Annotated in this window: 14 protein-coding genes and 1 pseudogene; 3 read left to right on the plus strand and 12 right to left on the minus strand. The window is 62.5% G+C overall.

Annotation, left to right across the window (positions count from 1 at the left end; genetic code table 11):
* Positions 1-146: 146 nt before the first annotated feature.
* The 5 genes from selB to uvrD all read right to left on the minus strand — a co-directional run bounded on the left by selB (position 147) and on the right by uvrD (position 8,220).
* Positions 147-2,063 carry a selenocysteine-specific translation elongation factor gene (gene selB, locus MCB86_RS03860; RefSeq protein WP_239609914.1) on the minus strand — a complete coding sequence of 639 codons (1,917 nt, stop codon included), beginning with the start codon at positions 2,061-2,063 and terminating at the stop codon, positions 147-149.
* Positions 2,060-3,469, minus strand: coding sequence for an L-seryl-tRNA(Sec) selenium transferase (gene selA, locus MCB86_RS03865; RefSeq protein ID WP_239609917.1), 1,410 nt, complete (start codon positions 3,467-3,469; stop codon positions 2,060-2,062). The genes selB and selA overlap by 4 nt, the downstream gene beginning before the upstream one ends.
* Positions 3,470-3,896: 427 nt before the next feature.
* Positions 3,897-4,727 carry a TIM44-like domain-containing protein gene (locus MCB86_RS03870; RefSeq protein WP_045160170.1) on the minus strand — a complete coding sequence of 277 codons (831 nt, stop codon included), beginning with the start codon at positions 4,725-4,727 and terminating at the stop codon, positions 3,897-3,899.
* A 132-nt stretch (positions 4,728-4,859) separates the two neighbouring features.
* Positions 4,860-5,972, minus strand: coding sequence for a TRAP transporter substrate-binding protein (locus MCB86_RS03875; protein ID WP_239609920.1), 1,113 nt, complete (start codon positions 5,970-5,972; stop codon positions 4,860-4,862).
* A 55-nt stretch (positions 5,973-6,027) separates the two neighbouring features.
* Positions 6,028-8,220 carry a DNA helicase II gene (gene uvrD / locus MCB86_RS03880; RefSeq protein WP_239609922.1) on the minus strand — a complete coding sequence of 731 codons (2,193 nt, stop codon included), beginning with the start codon at positions 8,218-8,220 and terminating at the stop codon, positions 6,028-6,030.
* 269 nt (positions 8,221-8,489) lie between these two features.
* On the opposite strand from uvrD, the gene MCB86_RS03885 reads away from it, so the two are divergent.
* A complete protein-coding gene (locus MCB86_RS03885; RefSeq protein WP_045160173.1) occupies positions 8,490-11,330 on the plus strand; it encodes a GGDEF and EAL domain-containing protein in 2,841 nt (946 codons plus the stop codon).
* A gap of 149 nt (positions 11,331-11,479) precedes the next feature.
* Here MCB86_RS03885 and yegQ read toward each other — a convergent pair whose 3' ends face one another.
* A complete protein-coding gene (gene yegQ / locus MCB86_RS03890; protein WP_239609924.1) occupies positions 11,480-12,844 on the minus strand; it encodes a tRNA 5-hydroxyuridine modification protein YegQ in 1,365 nt (454 codons plus the stop codon).
* 183 nt (positions 12,845-13,027) lie between these two features.
* Here yegQ and MCB86_RS03895 point away from each other — a divergent pair, with 183 nt between their 5' ends.
* Complete coding sequence (locus MCB86_RS03895) at positions 13,028-13,495, plus strand: DUF2243 domain-containing protein (protein ID WP_045160337.1); 468 nt, start codon at positions 13,028-13,030, stop codon at positions 13,493-13,495.
* Positions 13,496-13,498: 3 nt separating this feature from the next.
* Positions 13,499-14,305, plus strand: a complete 807-nt coding sequence (locus MCB86_RS03900; protein WP_239609926.1) for a cytochrome c oxidase assembly protein — start codon at positions 13,499-13,501, stop codon at positions 14,303-14,305.
* 42 nt (positions 14,306-14,347) lie between these two features.
* Here MCB86_RS03900 and MCB86_RS03905 read toward each other — a convergent pair whose 3' ends face one another.
* The 6 genes and pseudogenes from MCB86_RS03905 to MCB86_RS03930 all read right to left on the minus strand — a co-directional run bounded on the left by MCB86_RS03905 (position 14,348) and on the right by MCB86_RS03930 (position 19,834).
* Positions 14,348-15,778 carry an aspartate kinase gene (locus MCB86_RS03905; RefSeq protein WP_239609929.1) on the minus strand — a complete coding sequence of 477 codons (1,431 nt, stop codon included), beginning with the start codon at positions 15,776-15,778 and terminating at the stop codon, positions 14,348-14,350.
* Between the two features lie 264 nt (positions 15,779-16,042).
* Positions 16,043-16,960: an ectoine hydroxylase gene (gene thpD / locus MCB86_RS03910; RefSeq protein WP_045160176.1), complete on the minus strand. Its 918-nt coding sequence runs from the start codon at positions 16,958-16,960 to the stop codon at positions 16,043-16,045.
* Positions 16,961-17,024: 64 nt separating this feature from the next.
* Positions 17,025-17,420 (minus strand): ectoine synthase, encoded by a 396-nt coding sequence (locus tag MCB86_RS03915; protein WP_045160177.1) that lies wholly within the window; start codon positions 17,418-17,420, stop codon positions 17,025-17,027.
* Positions 17,421-17,432: 12 nt separating this feature from the next.
* Complete coding sequence (gene ectB, locus MCB86_RS03920; RefSeq protein ID WP_045160339.1) at positions 17,433-18,710, minus strand: diaminobutyrate--2-oxoglutarate transaminase; 1,278 nt, start codon at positions 18,708-18,710, stop codon at positions 17,433-17,435.
* Positions 18,711-18,809: 99 nt separating this feature from the next.
* Positions 18,810-19,289 (minus strand): annotated as a pseudogene (gene ectA, locus MCB86_RS03925) (diaminobutyrate acetyltransferase); the annotation flags it as partial.
* Between the two features lie 254 nt (positions 19,290-19,543).
* The gene (locus tag MCB86_RS03930) at positions 19,544-19,834 is read right to left on the minus strand and encodes a hypothetical protein (protein ID WP_155397581.1); all 291 of its coding nucleotides are present in this window, start codon (positions 19,832-19,834) and stop codon (positions 19,544-19,546) included.
* Between the last annotated feature and the right edge of the window lie 60 nt (positions 19,835-19,894).

Below are 19,894 nucleotides of genomic sequence, written 5' to 3' on the forward strand. Positions count from 1 at the left end.
TCCAGTCGCTGGATAACGGCTGACATAGTCCAGCATTAACCAAACACAGACATCCCACATACAGGATTTGAAGCCCGGCCGCACCACCGGGTGCGATTGCCTTCCAACGCGTGCCCGGGTGGGCAGGGTTGGAGTGAGTTGGCAGCCTACCTGAGCTCGGCGTCCGAGGCCAAGGCGCTGTCGCGTCGCACCTTGCGTTCGTTGCCGAAGCGGCGGGTGAGGCCGATGCGGTCGAAGTGTTCGAGCAGCTGGATGCTGCGTTTGCGGCCTAGCTGGACCTGGTCGCGGAAGGCGGCGGCGCGGATTACTCCGGATTGGCGTTCCATCTCCAATACCTGGTTGGCCAGCTGGCGAATGGTCGCGTCGGGATAGAAGAGGTCCTTGACGACCTGTTGCAGCTCGCCGATGCGCGACAGTTTGCGCAGCAGATGACGAACCCGCTCCTCTTCGACGTCCAGTGCGCTGGCCAGGTCGCGCACCCAAGGCGGGTTGAAGCGGGCCGCTTCGAGCAATGGCCATAGTCGGGCCTTGAGGACTTCTTCTTCTTCATTCAGGTGTATTCGGTGCCCGGGCAGGTGCAGCCAGGGACCGCTGGCTTCGATCATGCCGGCTGCCAGTGCCTGGTCCAGCACGGCGAGATAAATAGCTCGCTCCAGCTGGGGCAAGGCGTAACGGCGAAGACGGTCGCGATCCGGGCCGAGTTCGTCCGGTTGGCTTTCATGGAAGCGCTGCAGGGAGGCTGCCAGGCTTTGCCTGAGGTAGTCCCAGGTGCCGCGCTCGAATAGCCGCGGGCCCGGCCTAGTGGAGATTTCCAGCGCTTCGTCGGGTAGGCGCCAGGTATGCCGTGGCCGATTGAACTGACGCTCCAGCAGGGCCGGCTCCAGGCCATTGAGGGCGCTCGGCAGTAAGGCCGGGAGGATATCTTCGAGTGTGTCGCCGCTCAGCGCGCGCAGCACGGCCAGGCGTGCATGACGATGTCGGTTGCGTGGCGGGGCGAAGGGATCGAGCACCCGTCCGCCGCCCAGGGTTCGCTGGGCGGACTGGTCGCGCAGTACCACGCGATCGCCGTGCACGGCATGCGCCGGCGCATCGAGCAGTAATTGCGCATGAACGTGACCGCCGGGCGCTAGGCATTCGCCTTCCAGCAGCGCGATGCGGCCGGTAACATCCTGCGCGCCGAGGTGAATGTGTACCGGCGTCCAATGACGCAGGTCGCGGGTTTCGCTGGGCAACAGGCTGAATTCGATGTCGAGGCGTCGGGTCGCGGCCTGCAGTTCTGGCGTCACCAGCCAGTCGCCGCGGCTGATCTGCTCTACGGCTAGACGGTCGCCGGCGAGGTTCAGGGCTACGCGCTGGCCCGCTCGCGCCTGCTCGCAGACCTGATTCTGGGCATGCAACCCGCGCACCCGAACCGTGCGCCCGGCCGGACTAAGAGACAGCTCGTCACCGACGCTGACGTGTCCGGCGAAAGCCGTACCGGTGACCACCACGCCGGTGCCGGTGACGCTGAAGGCACGGTCGATGGCCAGACGGAAATGGCCGTCTTCGCGGCGCGCGCGTACTGCGGCGGCCTGTTCTACCAGTGCCGAACGAAGCGCGTCGATGCCCTCGCCGGTGATGCTGGAGACTGGGAAGACTGGCGCTCCAGCCAGCGGCCCGGGTTGCAGCAGCGATTCGATCTGAGCGCTCACTTCGGCGATGCGCGGTGCTTCGACCCGATCGATCTTGGTCAGCGCGACCAGGGCGCAGCGAATGCCCAGCAGCTCTACGATGGCCAGATGCTCGCGGGTCTGTGGCATCACGCCGTCGTCGGCCGCCACTACCAGCAGCACGCAATCGATGCCGCAGGCTCCGGCCAACATGTTGTGCACGAAGCGCTCGTGGCCGGGCACGTCGATGAATCCGGTGAGGTCCGCCTCGCCGAGGGACGCGTACAAGTAGCCAAGGTCGATGGTGATGCCGCGCTGACGCTCTTCGCGACGACGGTCGCCCTGCTGGCCGGTGAGCGCCTTGAGCAAGGCGGTCTTGCCATGGTCGATATGACCGGCTGTGCCGATGATCATGACGCCAGTTCCCGTTGCAGGTGGGGCAGCTGCTCAAGCAGGGCCGGCTCGTCGTCCAGCTGGCGCAGGTCGAGCCAGAGTGCGTCGTCGGCAACTCGGCCCAGAATCGGGATTGGCAGGCAGCGCAACGCCTCTTCCAGCTGGCGCAGGCTACGGCCGCGTAGGCGCCTGGGCTGCTGCGGGCGGATGCACAGCGCAGCGCTCGGCAGGCGTGCTACCGGCTGTGCGCCGCTGCCGATCATGCCCAGCGCATCGCTCACGGCGACCTGCCAGTGTTCGCCAAGCGCAGTGGTCAACGCCGGCGCGAGCCGTTCGGCCTGTGTGCGGATGTCTGCCTGTGGGCGGCTCAGCAGGCGCAGGCTGGTCAGGCGCTCACCAAGGCGATCGGGGTCGCGGTAGAGGTTGAGCACCGCTTCGAGCGCCGCCAGGGTCAGCTTGTCGACACGCAGGGCGCGCTTGAGTGGATTCTTCTTGATCTTGCCGATCAGCTCGCGGCTGCCGACAATCAGCCCCGCCTGTGGACCACCGAGCAGCTTGTCGCCGCTGAAGGTGACGATGTCAGCGCCGTCGCGCAAGGCTTCTTGCACGGTGGGCTCTTTCGGCAATCCCCAGCGCGACAGGTCGACCAGGCTGCCGCTGCCCAGGTCTTCGAGCAGAGGCAGGCCATGGGCGCGCGCGATGGCGGCCAGTTCGGCCGTGGCGACGCTGCTTGTGAAGCCTTGCACGTTGTAGTTGCTGGTGTGCACGCGCATCAGCAGGCCGCTGCGCGGGTTGATCGCGGCCTCGTAATCCTTGGCGTGGGTGCGGTTTGTGGTGCCCACTTCGTGCAGCTTCACGCCGGCGCGGGCCATGATGTCAGGGATGCGAAAGGCGCCACCGATCTCGATCAGCTCTCCGCGGGAAATGATCCCTTCCTTGCGCGCGCCAAGGCTGTTCAGCGCTAGCAGCACGGCAGCGGCATTGTTGTTCACCACCGTGACGGCTTCGGCGCCGGTGAGCTCGCGGATCAGCCCTTCGATCAGGTCGTCGCGGTCGCCGCGCTTTCCGCTGGCCAAATCGAACTCCAGATTCAGTGGATAGCGCGCCGCCAGGGTAATCGCCTCGATGGCTTCGTCCGGTAACAGGGCGCGGCCAAGGTTGGTGTGCAGTACGGTGCCGGTCAGGTTGAACACACGGCGTACGCGGCTGCGATGCTGGTTGGCCAGGCGCTCACCGGCACGTCCGGCGAGCACTGCATCGGACAGCTCCAGCGCGGCGAGCAGGCCCTGGCGAGCCGGTTCACGCAGCTCGTCGAGCAGGTCGCGCAGGGTGCCGAGCAGCGCTTCGCGGCCGTAGCGCTGGTGTAACGGCTCGCAAGCGGGTGCGCGCAGCAAACGGTCGACCGAAGGCAGACGAACACTGCTCATAGCTGAGGACCCGGATTGCGATTCGGTGAGGAAAGGGCAGTGGGTGCGCGAGTCGTGCCGACGGCGCTGAACCCTGTTGCGAGGTTGCCTGGCACGCAGGACTCCATTCTTTTTCTACTTCGCGATCTGAATAGACGCTTAATTCTTCGCAGGGTTCAGCTCAGCCCGCCGGGAAGTTGCATCGGCCTGTTTCAAAGCAGATGAGCGAATTCGGTAAGTTTAACTGTGCAACGATCCTGTCTAACCCATGCGCCATGTTGCTGGATGGAGCGTCCCGTTTGTTAAACGCTGGGGATGAATCCAGCGAGCCCTTTAGCCGCTCGCTGCCGCCGGGCTTCGGTCGTCATACCGAATCAAGCAGTAAACCGCGAGTCGCAGAAACGACAAACCCGGGCTAGCCCGGGTTTGTGAGTGACCGCTGCGCGGGTCAGGCGTTCTGGCGGATACCGGCGACCAGCCATGGCTGGTTCTCGCCTTGTGCACGTTCCATGCGCCAGCTTTCGCTGAAGGGCTCGCCCTGGTCGAAGCGCGAATTCTTCGATACGCCGACGAAGGTCAGGGTGGCGATGGTCTTGTCGGCCTGGTCGTCCACGCCGTCGAGCTGGATTTGCAGATCGTCGATGTAGGTGGACTGGTAGGCGTCGCCAAGCTCGGCACGCTCGCGCTGGAGGAACTCATGCAGCTGGGGCGTGACGAATTCGGCGATCTTGTCCATTTCGTTGGCGTCCCAGTGCTGCTGCAGCGACATGAAATGCTCGCGAGCCGCCGCCACGAAGCTCTGCTCGTTGAACCAGGCGGGAGCGTTGATCACCGGCGCTGCGGCCGGCGCGGCGCTGCTGCCGAAGATCGACGGTTGCGCAGGCATCTCGCGCTGCATCGGTGCGTGACCGGCCATGGCCGGTTGCTGCTGGCGACGGCGGGCGGCGAGGAAGCGGAACAGTAGGAAGGCGATGCCGCCGAAAATCAGGATATCCATGAACTGGATGCCTTCGAAGCCGTCTCCCATGAACATGGAGGCCAGCAGGCCACCAGCGGCGAGACCGGCCAATGGGCCGAGCCAGCGCGACGCACCGCTGGCAGCAGCGGGTGTCTTGCCTGCCTGAGTCGGCGCGGCCTGGGTCTGCTGAGGCGCCTGTCGGGTTTGATGGCTAGGCGCCGAGCCGAAGCTCTTGCCGCCGCCGAAACGCTTGGCGTGGACGTCGAGGCTGAGGGTCAGGCCGATACACAGCGCCATGAAAATGCTGAGCACACGTTGCATTTGGTATTCCTGGTTGGACGAAGGTACGGAGCAGATGGTGCACGCCTCGGTTCGGGCGCGCCAGTTGCAGAGTGTTTCGGGCTTTTGCTTCGCTGCGCTTGCCGACCTCGACAAGCGCAGCAGTCGTCTGGCTCAGCGCCAGTTGTACAGTTCTTTCTCGGAGATCTCGTGCATCGGTTTGACCTGGTCCTGGAATGCCTTCATCGACGCCCAGATACGGCCGTTCAGCTCGCTTTGCGCGGCCAGCTCGCCGAGAACCACGTCTGCCTGCTCGCGCATGGCAGTCAGTACCTCATCGGGGAAGCGCTTGAGCTGCGCGCCTTGTTGCTTGAGCTGTTCGAGCGCCAGGGCGTTGTTGTAGACGTAGTCGTCGATCATGTCGCGGCTGGCGGCAAGAGCGGCTTCGGTGAGGATCGCGCGCAGGTCGTCCGGCAGGCTGTCGAGGGCCTTCTGGTTGACCAGCAGCTCCAGCACGGCCTGTGGCTCCTGCCAGCCGGGGTAGTAGTAGTACTTGGCAGCCTTGTGCAGGCCAAAGGCGAGATCGTTATACGGACTGACCCAGTCGGTGGCATCGATCGCACCCGTCTGCAGTGCGGTAAAGACCTCACCGCCCGGCATGTTGACGGTGGTCGCGCCGAGTCGGCTCAGTACTTCACCGCCCAGGCCGGGCGTGCGGATCTTCAGGCCCTTGAGGTCGTCGAGCGAGTTGATTTCCTTGTTGAACCAGCCGCCCATTTGCATGCCGGTATTGCCCACCACCATGGGTTTGACGCCGTAGGGGGCATAGGCTTCATCCCAGAACGCCTGGCCGCCGCCTCGGGTCAGCCAGGCATTCATTTCGCTGGTCGACAGGCCGAAGGGTACCGAGGTGAAGAACTGCGCCGTTGGCACCTTGCCCTTCCAGTAGTAGGCCGCGCCATGACCCATTTCGGCAGTGCCGCGGGAGACGGCGTCGAACACTTCCAAGGCCGGAACCAGCTCGCCGGCGGCATAGACCTTGATGGTCAGCCGGCCATCGCTCATCGCGTTGACCCGGTCAGCCAGGCGCTGGGCGGCGGTGCCCAGGCCCGGATAGTTCTTCGGCCAGGCGGTGACCATCTTCCAATTGAAGTTCTGCGGCGCTTCGCTGGCGGCAGTGGCCTTCGGCTCGGGGGTGGGCTCGACCTTCTTTTCGTCTTTACAGCCGGCAAGGCTGAGCGAAGCAAGCAAGGCTGCGGCAACACCAAACAAGTGACGGCGTTTCATGAATGGGTATTTCCTTTGGCGATTTTATTAGTATGGGTACAGGTTGACGTATACGTCATAGCGCTTCCAGTTTGGCATAACTGAGCATCAACCACTTGCTTCCTTCGTCTTCGAAATTCACCTGGACGCGTGCCTGAGCGCCGGAACCTTCGAAATTGAGGATGGTGCCTTCGCCGAACAGCGAATGGCGGACACGCTGACCGAGGTTGAACGGGGTTTCCGGCACGTTGGCGCCGTCGAATAACGAACCACCGCTCATGCCGCGGGTGTTGAAGCTGCGGCTGACGGTATTGCTCAGGCGCACTTCGCTGACCAGTGCAGGTGGCAGCTCGCGGACGAAACGCGAGATCTTGTTATAGGTCTCGCTGCCGTACAAGCGCCGGGTTTCGGCATAGGTGATGATCAGTTGCTGCATGGCGCGGGTGATGCCGACATAGGCCAGCCGGCGTTCTTCTTCCAGACGGCCGGGTTCTTCCAGGCTCATCTTGTGCGGAAACAGCCCTTCTTCCATGCCAACCAGGAACACCAGCGGGAACTCCAGTCCCTTGGCGCTATGCAGCGTCATCAACTGCACGCTGTCTTCGTGATCGCCGGCCTGCTGCTCGCCGGCTTCCAGCGAGGCGTGATCGAGGAAGGCGGCCAGTGGCGTCTGCTCGTCCTCTTCGTCTTCGCTGTAGTTGTCGAAGGCACGCGCGGCGGAAACCAGTTCCTCGAGGTTCTCCACCCGTGCCTGGGCTTTTTCGCCTTTCTCGTCACGGTGATAGGCGAGCAGTCCGGATTGTTCGATGACCAGCTGCGCCATGTTGTGCAGCTGCATGCCCTCCACCTTCAGGGCAAGGGTGTCGATCAGTTCGACGAAGCCGTTCAGCGCGCTGGCCGCACGGCCCGAGACTACTTTGGTACCGACCGCCTGGTGCAGCGCGGCCCACATCGAGGTGCTTTGCTGGCGGGCCAACTGGCGCAGGGCTTCGACGGTCTTCTCACCGATGCCACGCGCCGGCACGTTGATCACTCGCTCCAGCGCTGCGTCGTTGTCGCGCGTCTGGATCAGCCGCAGGTAGGCCATGGCGTTCTTGATCTCGGCACGCTCGAAGAAGCGCTGGCCGCCATAGATCCGGTAGGGGATTCGCTCGCGCAGCAGGGCTTCTTCGAGCACCCGCGACTGCGCATTGGAGCGGTAGAGAATGGCGATCTCGCTACGTGCCAGACCTTCCTTGCGGATCGCACTCTCGATGCTTTCCACCACGTAGCGCGCTTCGTCGTGCTCGTTGAAGGCGGCGTAGAGGCTGATCGGCTCGCCTTCGCAGCCCTCGGTCCAGAGTTCCTTGCCGAGGCGGCCCTGGTTGTTGGCGATCAGCGCGTTGGCCGCCTTGAGGATACAAGCGGTGGAGCGGTAGTTCTGCTCCAGGCGGATGGTTTCGGCATCCGGGAAGTCTTCGCTGAACTGGTGCAGATTTTCCACCCGCGCGCCGCGCCAGCCATAGATCGATTGGTCATCGTCGCCCACCACCATCAGGCTCTCGCCGCCCTTGGCCAGCAGGCGCAGCCAGGCGTATTGCACGGCATTGGTGTCCTGGAACTCGTCCACCAGGATATGGCGGAAGCGCCGCTGATAGTGGTCGAGCAGCCCCGGATTGTCCCGCCACAGGTCCAGTGCGCGCAGCAGCAGCTCGGAGAAGTCGATTACGCCGGCGCGGGCACAGGCCTCTTCGTAAGCTTGGTAGATGCTCAGCATGGTGGCCAGGAACAGGTCGCCGCTGGGCTGGATGTGCTTGGGCCGCAGGCCTTCGTCCTTCTGCCCGTTGATCCACCACTGGGCCTGGCGCGCCGGCCAGCGTTGTTCATCGAGGCCGAGTTCGCGGATCACTCGCTTGACCAGGCGCTGTTGGTCGTCGGAGTCGAGGATCTGGAAGTTCTGCGCCAGCTTCGCTTCCTGCCAATGCGCGCGCAGCAGACGGTGTGCAAGCCCGTGAAAGGTACCGACCCACATGCCTTGTGGGTTGACCTTCATCAGCTGCTCGATGCGCTGGCGCATCTCGGCGGCGGCCTTGTTGGTAAAGGTCACCGAAAGAATCGAGTGCAATGATGCCCGTTCGACCTGGTGTAGCCAGGCGATGCGGTGCACCAGTACGCGGGTTTTACCCGAGCCGGCACCGGCGAGGACCAGTTGACGACCCAGCGGCGCGGCCACGGCCTGGCGCTGGGCATCGTTGAGGGAGTTCAGGAGGAGGGAGAGATCGTCATGCATCGGCGCATTCTAGCCGTAAACCGACCCGGCTGGCTCGCGCAACGGACGGGCGCGGAGGTACGATCGTTTGAGCGTTGGCTGCGGGTGGGTTTGCGCGGGGTGGTTCGGATTCGGTCTGCCTCGTTTTTGCGTTTTCTCAACCCGAGGTGAGCGGCGGTTCTCGTTCATTGGTCGGAACGGGCTATTGCAGGGACTAGCAACATGCCATCATCGGTCGGTGACTGCAGCGCCTTGACGCCCTTACAGACACCCTATTACAAGACGGCATGATGATCGATTCCGCTCAATCAACCCCAACGGTGTCACTGGCCAAGGAGAATCAGGCCGTACTCGACCTCGCTGACCTCGATCAACGGACTGAGCGTACGCGACTGCTTTATCAGGGCTCCCGGGCCTCGCTGTTGTTGATGATTTTCGCCAGCCTGGCCTTCGCTGGGCTGCTGTGGAACGAGGCGCCGCCGCTGGAGCTGGTGCTATGGTCGGGTTGGACGCTGTTGCTAGCGTTGCTGCGATTGCATCAGGCGTACGCGTTCGATAAGGCCGAGGCGGACGATCAACAGCGTCCGCAATGGCGGCAACATTTCTTGCTCGGCAGTGCCTTTACGGCGGTCACGCTCTGCTACGCGATCGTGGCACTGATTCCCAACGACGATTTCCTTCAACAGACCCTACTGTATGGTGCGGTCGGCTCGGTCATCATCGCCGCTAGCGTCGCGAGTGGCGTTTCATTGCGTGCATTTCTGGTTTTCACCATCCCCAGCCTGCTGCCCGCCGCGTTTGTATTACTGAGTAGTGGCCAGGCGCTGCGCCAGGGCTGGGGCGTGCTGACCGTCATCGTGCTGGCAATGCTGAGCATGATCGCCTGGCAGACCAATCGCCTGCAGACGGCGAGCCTGCGTCAGCGCTGCCAAAACCAACTGCTGATCGCGCGCCTTCAACACATTCGCGGCGAAGCGACCCAGCTGAACGGTGAGCTGGCGCGCGAAGTAGAACAGCGCCGACACGCCGAAGATCAATTGCGCGAAGCCTATGACGGGCTCGAGCAACGCGTGGCCGAGCGCACCGCTGAGCTGCGTGAAAGCGAGGCGCGACTGACCCTGGCGCTCGAAGCTAGCGAGCTGGGACTGTGGGATTGGAATATCGAACAGGGCGAGGTGCACCATTCGCGCATGGAAGTGGTGTTCGGCATCGGCCAGAACGATTCGGCGCGGCGGATTGACCCGCAACGGCCGGAGATTCACCCCGAAGACCTGCCGCGAGTACGCAAGGAAATCATTGCCCACTTCAAGGGCGAAACCGAGCTGTACAGGGTTCAGTACCGGGCGCTGCGGCCGGACGGTAGCTGCCTGTGGATGGAGGATCGCGGTCGGGTCATTGAACGCGACGCCAAGGGGCGTGCGGTGCGAATGATCGGCACCCGTCGGGATGTCAGCGAAACCCATCGGCAGGCTGAGCAACAGCGTCTGGCAGCTGCCGTATTCGAGGCGGCGAGCGAGGGCATGGCAATCATGGATGCCGAGTTCCGCGTGCTGGCAGTCAACAATGCCTGCTGTGCGTTGTCCGGTTACACGCGTGAGGAGCTCATCGGGCGCAGCGTCGCCCGCTTGGCCAGTTCAGAGGACAGCCGCCAGCAGTACGCGTCAATTCGCGAGTCGCTGGAGCAGGACGGATGCTGGCAGGGCGAGTTGATCGAGACCCGCAAGAACGGCGAGGTCTATCCGCAATGGGCCCAGCTGCAGGTGGTTCGTGATAGCCGAGGCCGCATCAGCAACGTGGTGGCATTCGTTTCGGACATCGGCGTCCGACGGCAGGTAGAGGAGCGTCTGCGCTATCTGACGCACTTCGACGAACTCACCGGACTGGCCAATCGCGGCATGCTCAAGGCCCGTCTGCACGCAGCCTGCGAGCGTGCGCGCAACAGCAATCGCGGCCTGGCGGTGCTCTACATCGACCTCGACCGTTTCAAGCTGCTCAACCAGAGCCTGGGGCACGAAGCGGCTGATCAGCTACTGCGCGAAGTGTCCCGCCGCTTGTCGCACACCTTCTCCGATGCGGACACCATCGCGCGGCTGTCTGGCGATGAGTTCGTGGTCGTGCTCGAGGGCTATGGCAGCCTGTCGACTTTGGCGCACAGCGGCAGCCGATTGCTGTCGCGCATCAGCAAGCCGGTGCTTGTCGATGGCCAGGAGCTGGTGGTCAGTGCGTCCGTCGGCGTCAGCTTGATGCCCGACAATGCTCGCGAAGCTACCTCGCTGTTGCTACAGGCGAACATGGCGATGCAGCATGCCAAACACCTGGGCGGCAACACGCTGCAGTTTTTCACTGAGCGTTTGCAGACCTCCAGTCTGGAAAACCTGCAGCTGGAAAATCAGTTACGTCGCGCGCTCGACGAGGGGCAGCTGGAAGTCTTCTACCAGCCGCGGTTGGACGTGGTGGATGATCGCCTTGACGCTGCCGAGGCGCTGGTGCGTTGGCGGCATCCACAGCAGGGCTTGATGGCGCCGGGTTCCTTCATCCCGCTGGCTGAAGAGACCGGCCTGATCATCCCGTTGGGCGAGTTCGTCCTGCGTGAGGCCTGCCGGCAAGCCCGGCAATGGCAGCTGGATGGACTGGCGGCGATCCGGGTCTCGGTGAACCTTTCGGTCAAACAGCTGCGCCAGGGGAATCTGGTCAGTCTGGTGCGTCAGGTGCTGGAGGAGACCGGCCTGCCGGCGGACCGGCTGGAACTGGAGCTGACCGAAAGCCAGTTGCTCGATGACGTCGACAATGCCGTCAGCATCAGTCATCAGCTGCGCGCACTGGGCGTGAAACTGGCGATCGACGATTTCGGTACTGGCTACTCCTCACTCAGCTACCTGAAGCGCTTCCCGGTGGACTTCGTCAAGATCGACCGGTCGTTCATCTCGGAACTCGATCAGTTTGGCGAAGACTCCGCTATCGTCCGCGCCATCATCGCCATGGTTCATAGCCTGGAACTGAAGGTGGTGGCCGAGGGTGTGGAAACCCAGGAGCAGATGGACTTTCTCAAGGCGCATCAGTGCGACGAAGTCCAGGGCTACCTGATCAGTCGGCCGGTTCCGGCTGGCGAGTTCGTCAAACTGCTGGCTTGAAAAAAGCTGGAAGCGAGACCGCTCTCAGTCCGGTCGGGCGGCCGGGCGGCGTTCCGCTTCGATCTCACAGCGATTGGGCTACTCAACGAAAAGCGTGGGTGAACGCCCATCCTGCGGCAGCCAACGGTCCATAAACCGCGTCTTCCCGATTAGCCGCGAGTCGTGCCGCCGTCCAGCTCACGCATCAGCAGCGCATGCTGCAGGTCGACGCTTTCCGGTACGGGTAGATAGAGCACATGGCCGTCTCCAGGTGCCACCTCGGCGCGCTCACCCCGCTTGTTTTCCAGCGCTTCCAGGCGGAGGTTCAGATTGCCCTGCGGAGTCATCAACTCCAGGCGGTCGCCGACGGCGAAGCGGTTCTTGACGATGACCTCGGCGAGCCCGTTGCGCCGTTCGCCGGTCAACTCGCCAACGAACTGCTGGCGATCGGAAAGCGAGAAGCCACGTTCGTAGTTCTGGTATTCATCATGCACGTGACGGCGCAGAAAGCCCTCGGTGTAGCCGCGGTGGGCCAGGGACTCCAGGGTGTCCATCAGCGACTTGTCGAATGGCCGTCCTGCGACCGCGTCGTCGATGGCCTTGCGGTAGACCTGCGCGGTGCGCGCGACGTAGTAGTGGGACTTGGTGCGACCTTCGATCTTCAGCGAATGCACGCCCATCTGCACCAGTCGCTCGACGTGCTGCACGGCGCGCAGATCCTTGGAGTTCATGATGTAGGTGCCGTGCTCGTCTTCGAAGGCCTCCATCAACTCGCCGGGGCGGCTGCTGTCTTCGAGCAGGAACACCTGATCGGTCGGCGCGCCAGCGCCCAAGGTCGGCTGGATGCCGCCTGCGCCGAGCTGCTGCACCGGGATCGGCTGGTACTGCTGGACGATGTTGCCCAGCTCGTTTTCCTTGCCCTCGTGTGCCTTGTACTGCCAGCGGCAGGCGTTGGTGCAGGAGCCTTGGTTGGGATCGCGTTTGTTGATGTAGCCCGAGAGGAGGCAGCGTCCGGAATAGGCCATGCACAGCGCGCCGTGGACGAAGACCTCCAGCTCCATGCCCGGCACCTTTTCGCGAATCTCGCCGATCTCTTCCAGCGACAACTCGCGCGAGAGGATGGCGCGGGTCAGGCCCTGCTGGCGCCAGAACTCGACGCTCGCCCAGTTCACCGCGTTGGCCTGCACCGAGAGGTGAATGGTCATCTCCGGAAAGTTCTGGCGGACCAGCATGATCAGGCCGGGGTCGGACATGATCAGCGCATCCGGGCCCATGGCGATCACCGGCTCCAGATCCTTGATGAACGTTTTCAGCTTGGCATTGTGCGGCGCGATGTTGACCACCACGTAGAACTGCTTGCCTTGGGAATGGGCCTCCTCGATGCCCAGGCGCAAATTGGCGTGGTCGAACTCGTTGTTGCGCACGCGCAGGCTGTAGCGCGGTTGGCCGGCATAGACGGCATCGGCACCGTAGGCGAAGGCGTAACGCATGGATTTGAGGGTGCCGGCAGGCGACAGCAGTTCGGGCTGGGTCATGGTGCGGTGGCTCGGTATATCAACAAGAAAAGTAGGTGGATTCTACTGAACTGGCAGCTGCGTTTCGCCCGGTTGGATCAAGTGAGTGGCGAACTCCTGTAGCCGCGCCCAGTCACTCACTAAAGGGCTTGATCGAGCGTACCGAGTTGCATGCAAACCAACCGTCAACTCCCGGAGGCCATCGTGAGCGACACCCCCGTCGATGCCAGAGGTAGCCTGATCTCGACGATCTTCTGCGGGATCGGTTTGATGGCGGCGGTCGACGAGATCGTCTTTCATCAACTTCTTGCCTGGCACCATTTCTTCGACCGATCCACGCTTGCCATCGCGCTGCTATCCGATGGGCTGCTTCACGCCGCCGAGTTGCTCATGCTGGCGGCAGGCGCCTATCTGTTCATGCGCCTGAGCCGTCAGCGATCCGTGTCGCAGCGGGCCGCATGGGCCGGGCTGTTGTTCGGTGCCGGCGGGTTTCAGCTGTTCGACGGCATCGTCAACCACAAGCTGTTGCGCCTGCATCAGGTGCGTTATGTCGATGAGCTCTGGCTCTATGACCTGGCCTGGAACGGCTTCGGTGTCGTGCTTCTGGTGATTGGCTTCATCATCTCGCGACAGCTCGGGCCCGGCCGAGCCGTGCCACTGCGGGGCGGATAGGCGATGTCTCACCAGGCCCATCTGCTGACGCTGGCCGGAACCTTCCTGCTGGTCTTACTCACCCTGAGCCTGTGGTTCGCCTATGTGCTCGGTGTGCGTGCGCAGCGCAGACGTCGCAAGGCCTGGCACTGCTGGCGGCTGGTAAGTTTTTCGTTTGGCTGTGGTTTGCTGGTGCTGGCATTGTCGCCACCCATGGTCGAATGGGGCCATGCCGACCTACGCGGGCACATGGCTCAACACCTGTTGCTGGGCATGTTCGCACCCATCGCGTTGATGCTCGGTGCGCCCGGTACGCTATTGTTGCGTAGCGTGCCGGTGGTCACCGCACGGCGTCTCACCGATATTGCGGGTAGCCCGCTGGTGCGCTGCATGAGCCATCCGGTTACGGCGCTGCTATTGAATATCGGCGGGCTCTATGTGCTGTATCTGACGCCGCTGTATCAGCTGAGCTTCAATCAGCCACTGCTGCATGTCTGGCTGCAGCTGCATTTCGTCCTGGCCGGCTACCTGTTCAGCTGGTCGATTGCCGGGCCGGATCCCGCGCCCCATCGGCCTGGTATGTGGCTGCGGTTAGGGGTGCTGTTCGTTGCCATCGCCGCTCATGCCGTGCTCGGCAAGTTGATGTACGCCTACGGCTTTCCACGTGACTCGGCACACGATCTGGCGCAGATCGAGGCCGCTGCCCAGCTGATGTATTACGGCGGCGACCTGGCCGAGTTGCTGTTGGCACTGGTGTTCTTCGCCGCTTGGTATCGGCGCCGCACAATGTCCGACGCGCTCGACTGGCAGACAGCAAACCGCCGGACCTAGCAGAGCCGGGTCCGGCGGTTCGTGGCGTGCTGTCGCGGTGCGCTATGCAGCGGCGATCACGTCGCCGTGGTTTTCCGGCTCGATCAGTGCGCGGTGCAGCGCAGCGACCGCGTCGTCGTAGTCTTCCTCGTTGACCACGCACTGCATCTCCACCTGACGAATCGACTGGTGCACCGCCTGGATGCTGATGCCGGCACCGGCCAGGGCCGCGACGGTTTTGGCGAGGATGCCCTTGACCTTGAGGTCGGAACCGATCGCCGAGACGATGGCAACGTTGTGTACCGTAACCTCAGCAGCCGGGTACTTTTCCTCGATCAGCCGCGCGGCGCGGTTGATCAGCTTGCGCGAGCCGGAGGCGTAGTAGGTGATGCTGTTGGCGTCGGAGTCCTTGTTGACCACGTAGAGGCGCAGCTGCTTGAGCAACTTGCTGATCTCGATGTCATAACCGACGTCGCCGAGCATGTCCTGGTCGAACACCTCGATGCCGAAGACGTCCTTGCGCCCGGCAATGATTTCCACGCAGGGCCGCTCGCTCTTGTAGTCCTGGCTGATCAGCGTACCGGCATGGTCCGGCTCGAAGGCATTCTTGATGCGCAGTTCGATGCCGGCGCGGCGCAGCGTCTTGGCCGCACGCGGGTGAATCGCCTCCATGCCGAGGTTCGACAGCTGGTCGGCCACGTCGTAGTTGGTACGGCCGATGGTGACCACCTTGTCGGCACCGACCAGGTTCGGGTCGGCACTGGAGAGGTGGAATTCCTTGTGGATGATCGCCTCGCGGGCTCCGGTAGCGGCGGCTATCTGCGCAAAGGTGATCTCGCTGTAGCCGCGATCGAAGGTGTTCATCAGCCCTTCGCTGCAGTGCGTATAGCCGGTGGCGACTACCAGTTCGCGAGACAGGTCCACCTCGGCGAAGCTGTGGCGCACCATCTCTTCGAACGGCAGCGGTGCATCGCGATGCCAGCCGGTCAGATCGACCATCTTGGCGTTGACGCCGCGGTGCTTGAGCGCCAATACAGAATTGAAGGCTGAGTGCGCTTCGCCGAGGGAGGCGAGCATCTCGCGGACCTTCATCAGATGCTCGTCGAGCTGGAAATGACCATAGGCGCACAGGCGCTGCAGGCTGCTCATGCATTCGCGGGCATCGTCGATGCGCGAGTTGATGAACTGGTTGGCGGCACGCAGCTCGAATTCGCTGGCGAACAGTTCGGCGTTCTTGCCGACCATGCGCTCGCGGATGGTTTCCAGCGCGTCGAGCCAGGCCCCTTCGCTGCGAGCATCGGCGAAGCGTTGGTAGACACCCGGCTCGCCGGTTTTCTTGTGTTCCAGCAGCAGATTGGTCATGCCGCTGTAGGCCGAGACGACGAAGACGCGCTGATAGAGCGCATCGCCTTCGCGCCCGCCGATGAAGATATTGTTCAGCAGCTCGTCGAAGCGGCTCATGGATGTGCCGCCGATTTTTTCTACGGTATGCATCGATTCAACTTCCCGTCTTGGGGGTGAATTTTCATCCCTGGGCCGCCATCTGGCCGCCAACAAAGATCAGACCCATAGTCGGGCCTGATGAGATCCAGCCGTTAAAAACTACCTGCGTTGCCTAGCCGGCCGCGCCAATACGGCGTTAGGAATCGCTTCGAAATGTCCATTTACAGCTCTAAACCCGAGCGCGAGCCCGGTCCTTTTCTCAGCGATTCCTGCCTTGTCTTGGCTGCCTCGCTGACGTTTCTAACCGCCTGGATGTCAGAGATACTTCTGTTTCTGGATGTGCAACGGCTCGAAACGCTCGCGTTCGGCGACAAACTCCGGACGGGGCGAAAGCCCACAGAACGGGGCCTGCGCGGCATTATCCACGTGGTTGTAGACGTAGAACAGATTGCTGCGCGCACTGGGTGTGATGTTGCTGTTCGAGCCGTGCATGGTGTTGCAGTCGAAGAACACTACGCTGCCTGCCGGGCCGGTGGCGGTGTCGATGCCATAACGGTCCGCGAGACGGGTCAGGCTGTCGTGGTCCGGTACACCGAACTCCTGCTTGCGCAGCGACTTCTCGTAGTGGTTCTCCGGCGTCGCGCCAACACAGCGGATGTAGTGCTTGTGCGATCCCGGTACCAGCATCAGCGGACCGTTGTGCGGCTCGTTGTCGGTCAGCAGGATCGAGCAGCTCAGCGTGCGCATGCGCGGCAGGCCGTCTTCGATGTGCCAGGTCTCGAAATCCGAATGCCAGTAGAACTCCTTACCGGTGAAGCCCGGCTTGAAGTTCATCCGCGACTGGTGGACATAAAGGTCACCGCCAAGAATGAAACTGGCGATGCCGGCCGTGCGCTCGTCTGCGGCGATCCGGGCGAACAGCGGGTTGTCCTTGTGGATGGCGAACACCGAGCGAATCGCGCCGCTGTCGGGTTCCTTGATGGTCTTGCCGGACTCGGCGACCGCCGGGTCCAGACGCATGCGTTCGAGTTCTTCGCGAAAGACTGCGACTTCTTCAGCGCTGAACAGATTGGGGACGACCAGATAGCCGTCACGCTCGTAGCGCTCGATCTGCTCCGGCGAGAGGGGCGCATTGGCCAGGTCGTTGCGGTAGACAACCGGATCCAGACGCTCCTGCCAGCTGGGCTCGTCTTGCTGGCGTGAAGGGTACAGGTCGGCTTGTGCGGGGTTCACGTTAGCTCTCCTTTCGATGCCTTCGGGAGGCAGCGGGGCGGGCTCAGCCCGCCCCGCTGCCCGCTCAAACGGTTTCGGCCTCAAGCGGATAGACACCGCTCTCGTCGTGTACTTCCTTGCCATTGAGTGGCGGGTTGAAAACGCAGGCCATCTTCATGTCCTCGCTGCCGCCGCGCAGTAGGTGCTCGTCGTGCTTGTCGAGGATGTACAGGGTGCCGGGCTCGATCTTGTAGATCTTGCCGTCGGCGATGGTTTCGACCTCACCGTTACCGCTGATGCAATACACCGACTCCAGATGGTTCTGGTAGTGGATATGCGTTTCGGTGTTGGCATAGATGGTGGTGATGTGGAACGAGAAGCCCATCTTGTCATCCTTGAGCAACATGCGGGTGCTGTCCCAAGTCTCGGTCTTGATCTTGCGGTTGGACTGCTCGCAGTCAGCCAGGGTACGTACGATCATATTTTCGATTCCTTAAGAGGCAGCCTGATTGTTGTCCTGTTCGGACATCACGGCGGCAAACGCCTTGTCCAGAATGCTCATGGCCTTGTCGATCTGCTCTTCGCTGATGATCAGCGGGCAGAGGCACTTGACCACTTCGCTGTGGGCGCCGCTGGTTTCGATCACCAGGCCGTTTTCGAAAGCGTGGCGGCAGATGGCGGCGGCGGTTTCGCCGTCCGGGCAGCTGATGCCGATCATCATGCCGCGGCCTTTGACGAACAGCGAATCAGGGCCGTAGCGGCGCACGATCTTGTGCATGCCGTCGGCGATGCGCTTGCCCTTGGCCTGAACGCTCTTGGCGAACTGGTCATCGCTCCAGAAGTGCTCGATGGCCGCAGCAGCGGTAACGAAGGCGTGGTTGTTGCCGCGGAAGGTGCCGTTGTGCTCGCCCGGCTTCCACTGGTCCAGCTCCTTGCGCAGCAGCACCATGGCGAACGGCAGACCGAAGCCCGAAAGGGACTTGGACAGCGTGATCATGTCCGGCTTGATGCCCATCTCTTCGAAGCTGAAGAAGCTACCGGTACGCCCGCAGCCGGCCTGGATGTCGTCGATGATCAGCAGCATCTCGTGCTTGCGGCAGAGTTTTTCCAGCTTGCGGATCCACTCGGCCGACGCGGCGTTGAGGCCGCCTTCGCCCTGGACCACTTCGACGATCACCGCGGCGGGTTTGTCGATGCCGCTGGAAGGGTCTGTAAGCAGCTTGTCCATCATGCCGATGGTGTTGACCTTCTCGCCGAAGTAATTGGCGTACGGCATGCGGCTGACGTCGGTCAGCGGAACGCCGGCAGCGCCACGGTGATGCTTGTTGCCGGTCGCCGCGAGGGCGCCGATGCTGCAACCGTGGAAGCCGTTGGTGAAGCTGATCACGTTGTTGCGGCCGGTCACCTTGCGCGCCAGCTTCAGCGCGGCCTCGACCGCGTTGGTGCCGGTCGGGCCGGTGAACTGCATGACGTAGTCCATGTTGCGCGGCTTGAGGATCAGCCGATCGAAGGTCGACAGGAAGCGCTCCTTCGCATCGGAATACATGTCCAGGCCGTGGGTGATGCCATCGGCGGCGATGTAATCGAGCAGCGCCTGCTTCAGTACCGGATGGTTGTGCCCGTAGTTGAGCGTGCCGGCGCCGGCGAGGAAGTCGATGTAGTGCTTGCCTTCACGGGTGATCAGTTCTGCGCCGCGGGCCTGCTTGAAGACCACGGGGAAGGAGCGGCAATAACTACGGACACCGGATTCGTGCAGTTCGAACGTTTGCATAGGGTTTCCTTTGATTCGTTGTCTGGAGTCGGTGGCGTCGAACGGACCCGCCCGATAAAGCTCTTCGTCTTCGTGTTGCCCGGCGAAGTGCTTGGCCCGAGAGAACAGCGTGCGAGTGCTGTAGTCGGTCTCCAGTTGAGCGAAAGCCTTCTTGAACAACGCCTGCGAGGCGCCGTTGTCAGGCGAGATGGTCGTTTCCAGGTGACGGACGCCCTGTTCTCTGGCGACCCGAGTGACCAGGGCCATCAGCATGCGCAGTGCCAGACCCTGGCCCCGCATCGAAGCGTCTACCGCGACTTGCCAGACGAACAGCGTGTCGGGGCGAGCGGGAGGGCGATAACCGGAAATGAAACCTACCAACTGGCCGTTTGCGTTTTCGGCCGCGATGGAGGTGTCGGCGAAGTCGGAACACTGCAGCAGGTTGCAGTACACCGAGTTGGTATCCAGAGGCTGGCAGCGTGCTACCAGATCATGGAGGGCAGAACCGTCGCCGTCGGTTGGGCGACGGAGCGTTACGGTAGGAACACTCAAAACAAATCCTTTGGGGTTGTTGATTGAATCCTTTATTAGAATAAACACATCAAAAATTTAATCTCAACCCGAGCTGCCTTTCATTGGCCTGGATTCGTCGTTGATATGGCGGAAGTTCGCCGCTTATCGAGCAATCTGAACTTTTTGACGAGGCCGAGGAGTGCGAGCCGAATTCGGCTAAATATCACGGCAGATATCTTCTGTGAGTTGAGCTGAAGAATCAACGTGCATTTCGGGCCCCGCTGGCCTGCTTTCAGTGGGTATCCTGCGGCCGCCGAGAGTTTCCGTGTAAGCCAGCGAAATCAAGGGCTGTAGCGAAAATCCATGCCGCCGCTGGTGCCGCCGTCTGGCACCGATGCAGGCCGGAAGAGATGTAACGGAAGTTGCGCTGCGAAACGCTCGAGATTCGGCCGCTGCACTATCGTGTTCGCCCAGAGATATTCAGCGCGAATATCGGCGATATGTTCCGGGAAGATTGACGACTTCGTCGCGTTCAATGAAATTTTTGTGGCGAATTGAATTGAGCGGGTTCGATCAAGTTGTTCTGGTAGTTGATGGGCGGCGGCTGAGTTAGTTATCTCGATAAGCCGCAAGCCGCTCTGTGCCGCGTGCTGCAACTGTTCCGGGCGCCGCTGATGGCGCGCCCGGAAAGG

Origin of the sequence: Pseudomonas sp. KSR10 (assembly GCF_022355455.1) — a bacterium.
Classification (GTDB): domain Bacteria; phylum Pseudomonadota; class Gammaproteobacteria; order Pseudomonadales; family Pseudomonadaceae; genus Stutzerimonas; species Stutzerimonas stutzeri_E.

Bases quoted from the DNA above. Each gene is read 5' to 3' on its own strand.
- MCB86_RS03915 (WP_045160177.1), bottom strand. From the start codon at position 17,420: ATGATCGTACGTACCCTGGCTGACTGCGAGCAGTCCAACCGCAAGATC.
- uvrD (WP_239609922.1), bottom strand. From the start codon at position 8,220: ATGCATGACGATCTCTCCCTCCTCCTGAACTCCCTCAACGATGCCCAG.
- selB (WP_239609914.1), bottom strand. From the start codon at position 2,063: ATGATCATCGGCACAGCCGGTCATATCGACCATGGCAAGACCGCCTTG.
- yegQ (WP_239609924.1), bottom strand. From the start codon at position 12,844: ATGACCCAGCCCGAACTGCTGTCGCCTGCCGGCACCCTCAAATCCATG.
- MCB86_RS03875 (WP_239609920.1), bottom strand. From the start codon at position 5,972: ATGAAACGCCGTCACTTGTTTGGTGTTGCCGCAGCCTTGCTTGCTTCG.
- MCB86_RS03870 (WP_045160170.1), bottom strand. From the start codon at position 4,727: ATGCAACGTGTGCTCAGCATTTTCATGGCGCTGTGTATCGGCCTGACC.
- MCB86_RS03905 (WP_239609929.1), bottom strand. From the start codon at position 15,778: ATGCATACCGTAGAAAAAATCGGCGGCACATCCATGAGCCGCTTCGAC.
- MCB86_RS03885 (WP_045160173.1), top strand. From the start codon at position 8,490: ATGATCGATTCCGCTCAATCAACCCCAACGGTGTCACTGGCCAAGGAG.
- selA (WP_239609917.1), bottom strand. From the start codon at position 3,469: ATGAGCAGTGTTCGTCTGCCTTCGGTCGACCGTTTGCTGCGCGCACCC.
- MCB86_RS03900 (WP_239609926.1), top strand. From the start codon at position 13,499: ATGTCTCACCAGGCCCATCTGCTGACGCTGGCCGGAACCTTCCTGCTG.
- ectB (WP_045160339.1), bottom strand. From the start codon at position 18,710: ATGCAAACGTTCGAACTGCACGAATCCGGTGTCCGTAGTTATTGCCGC.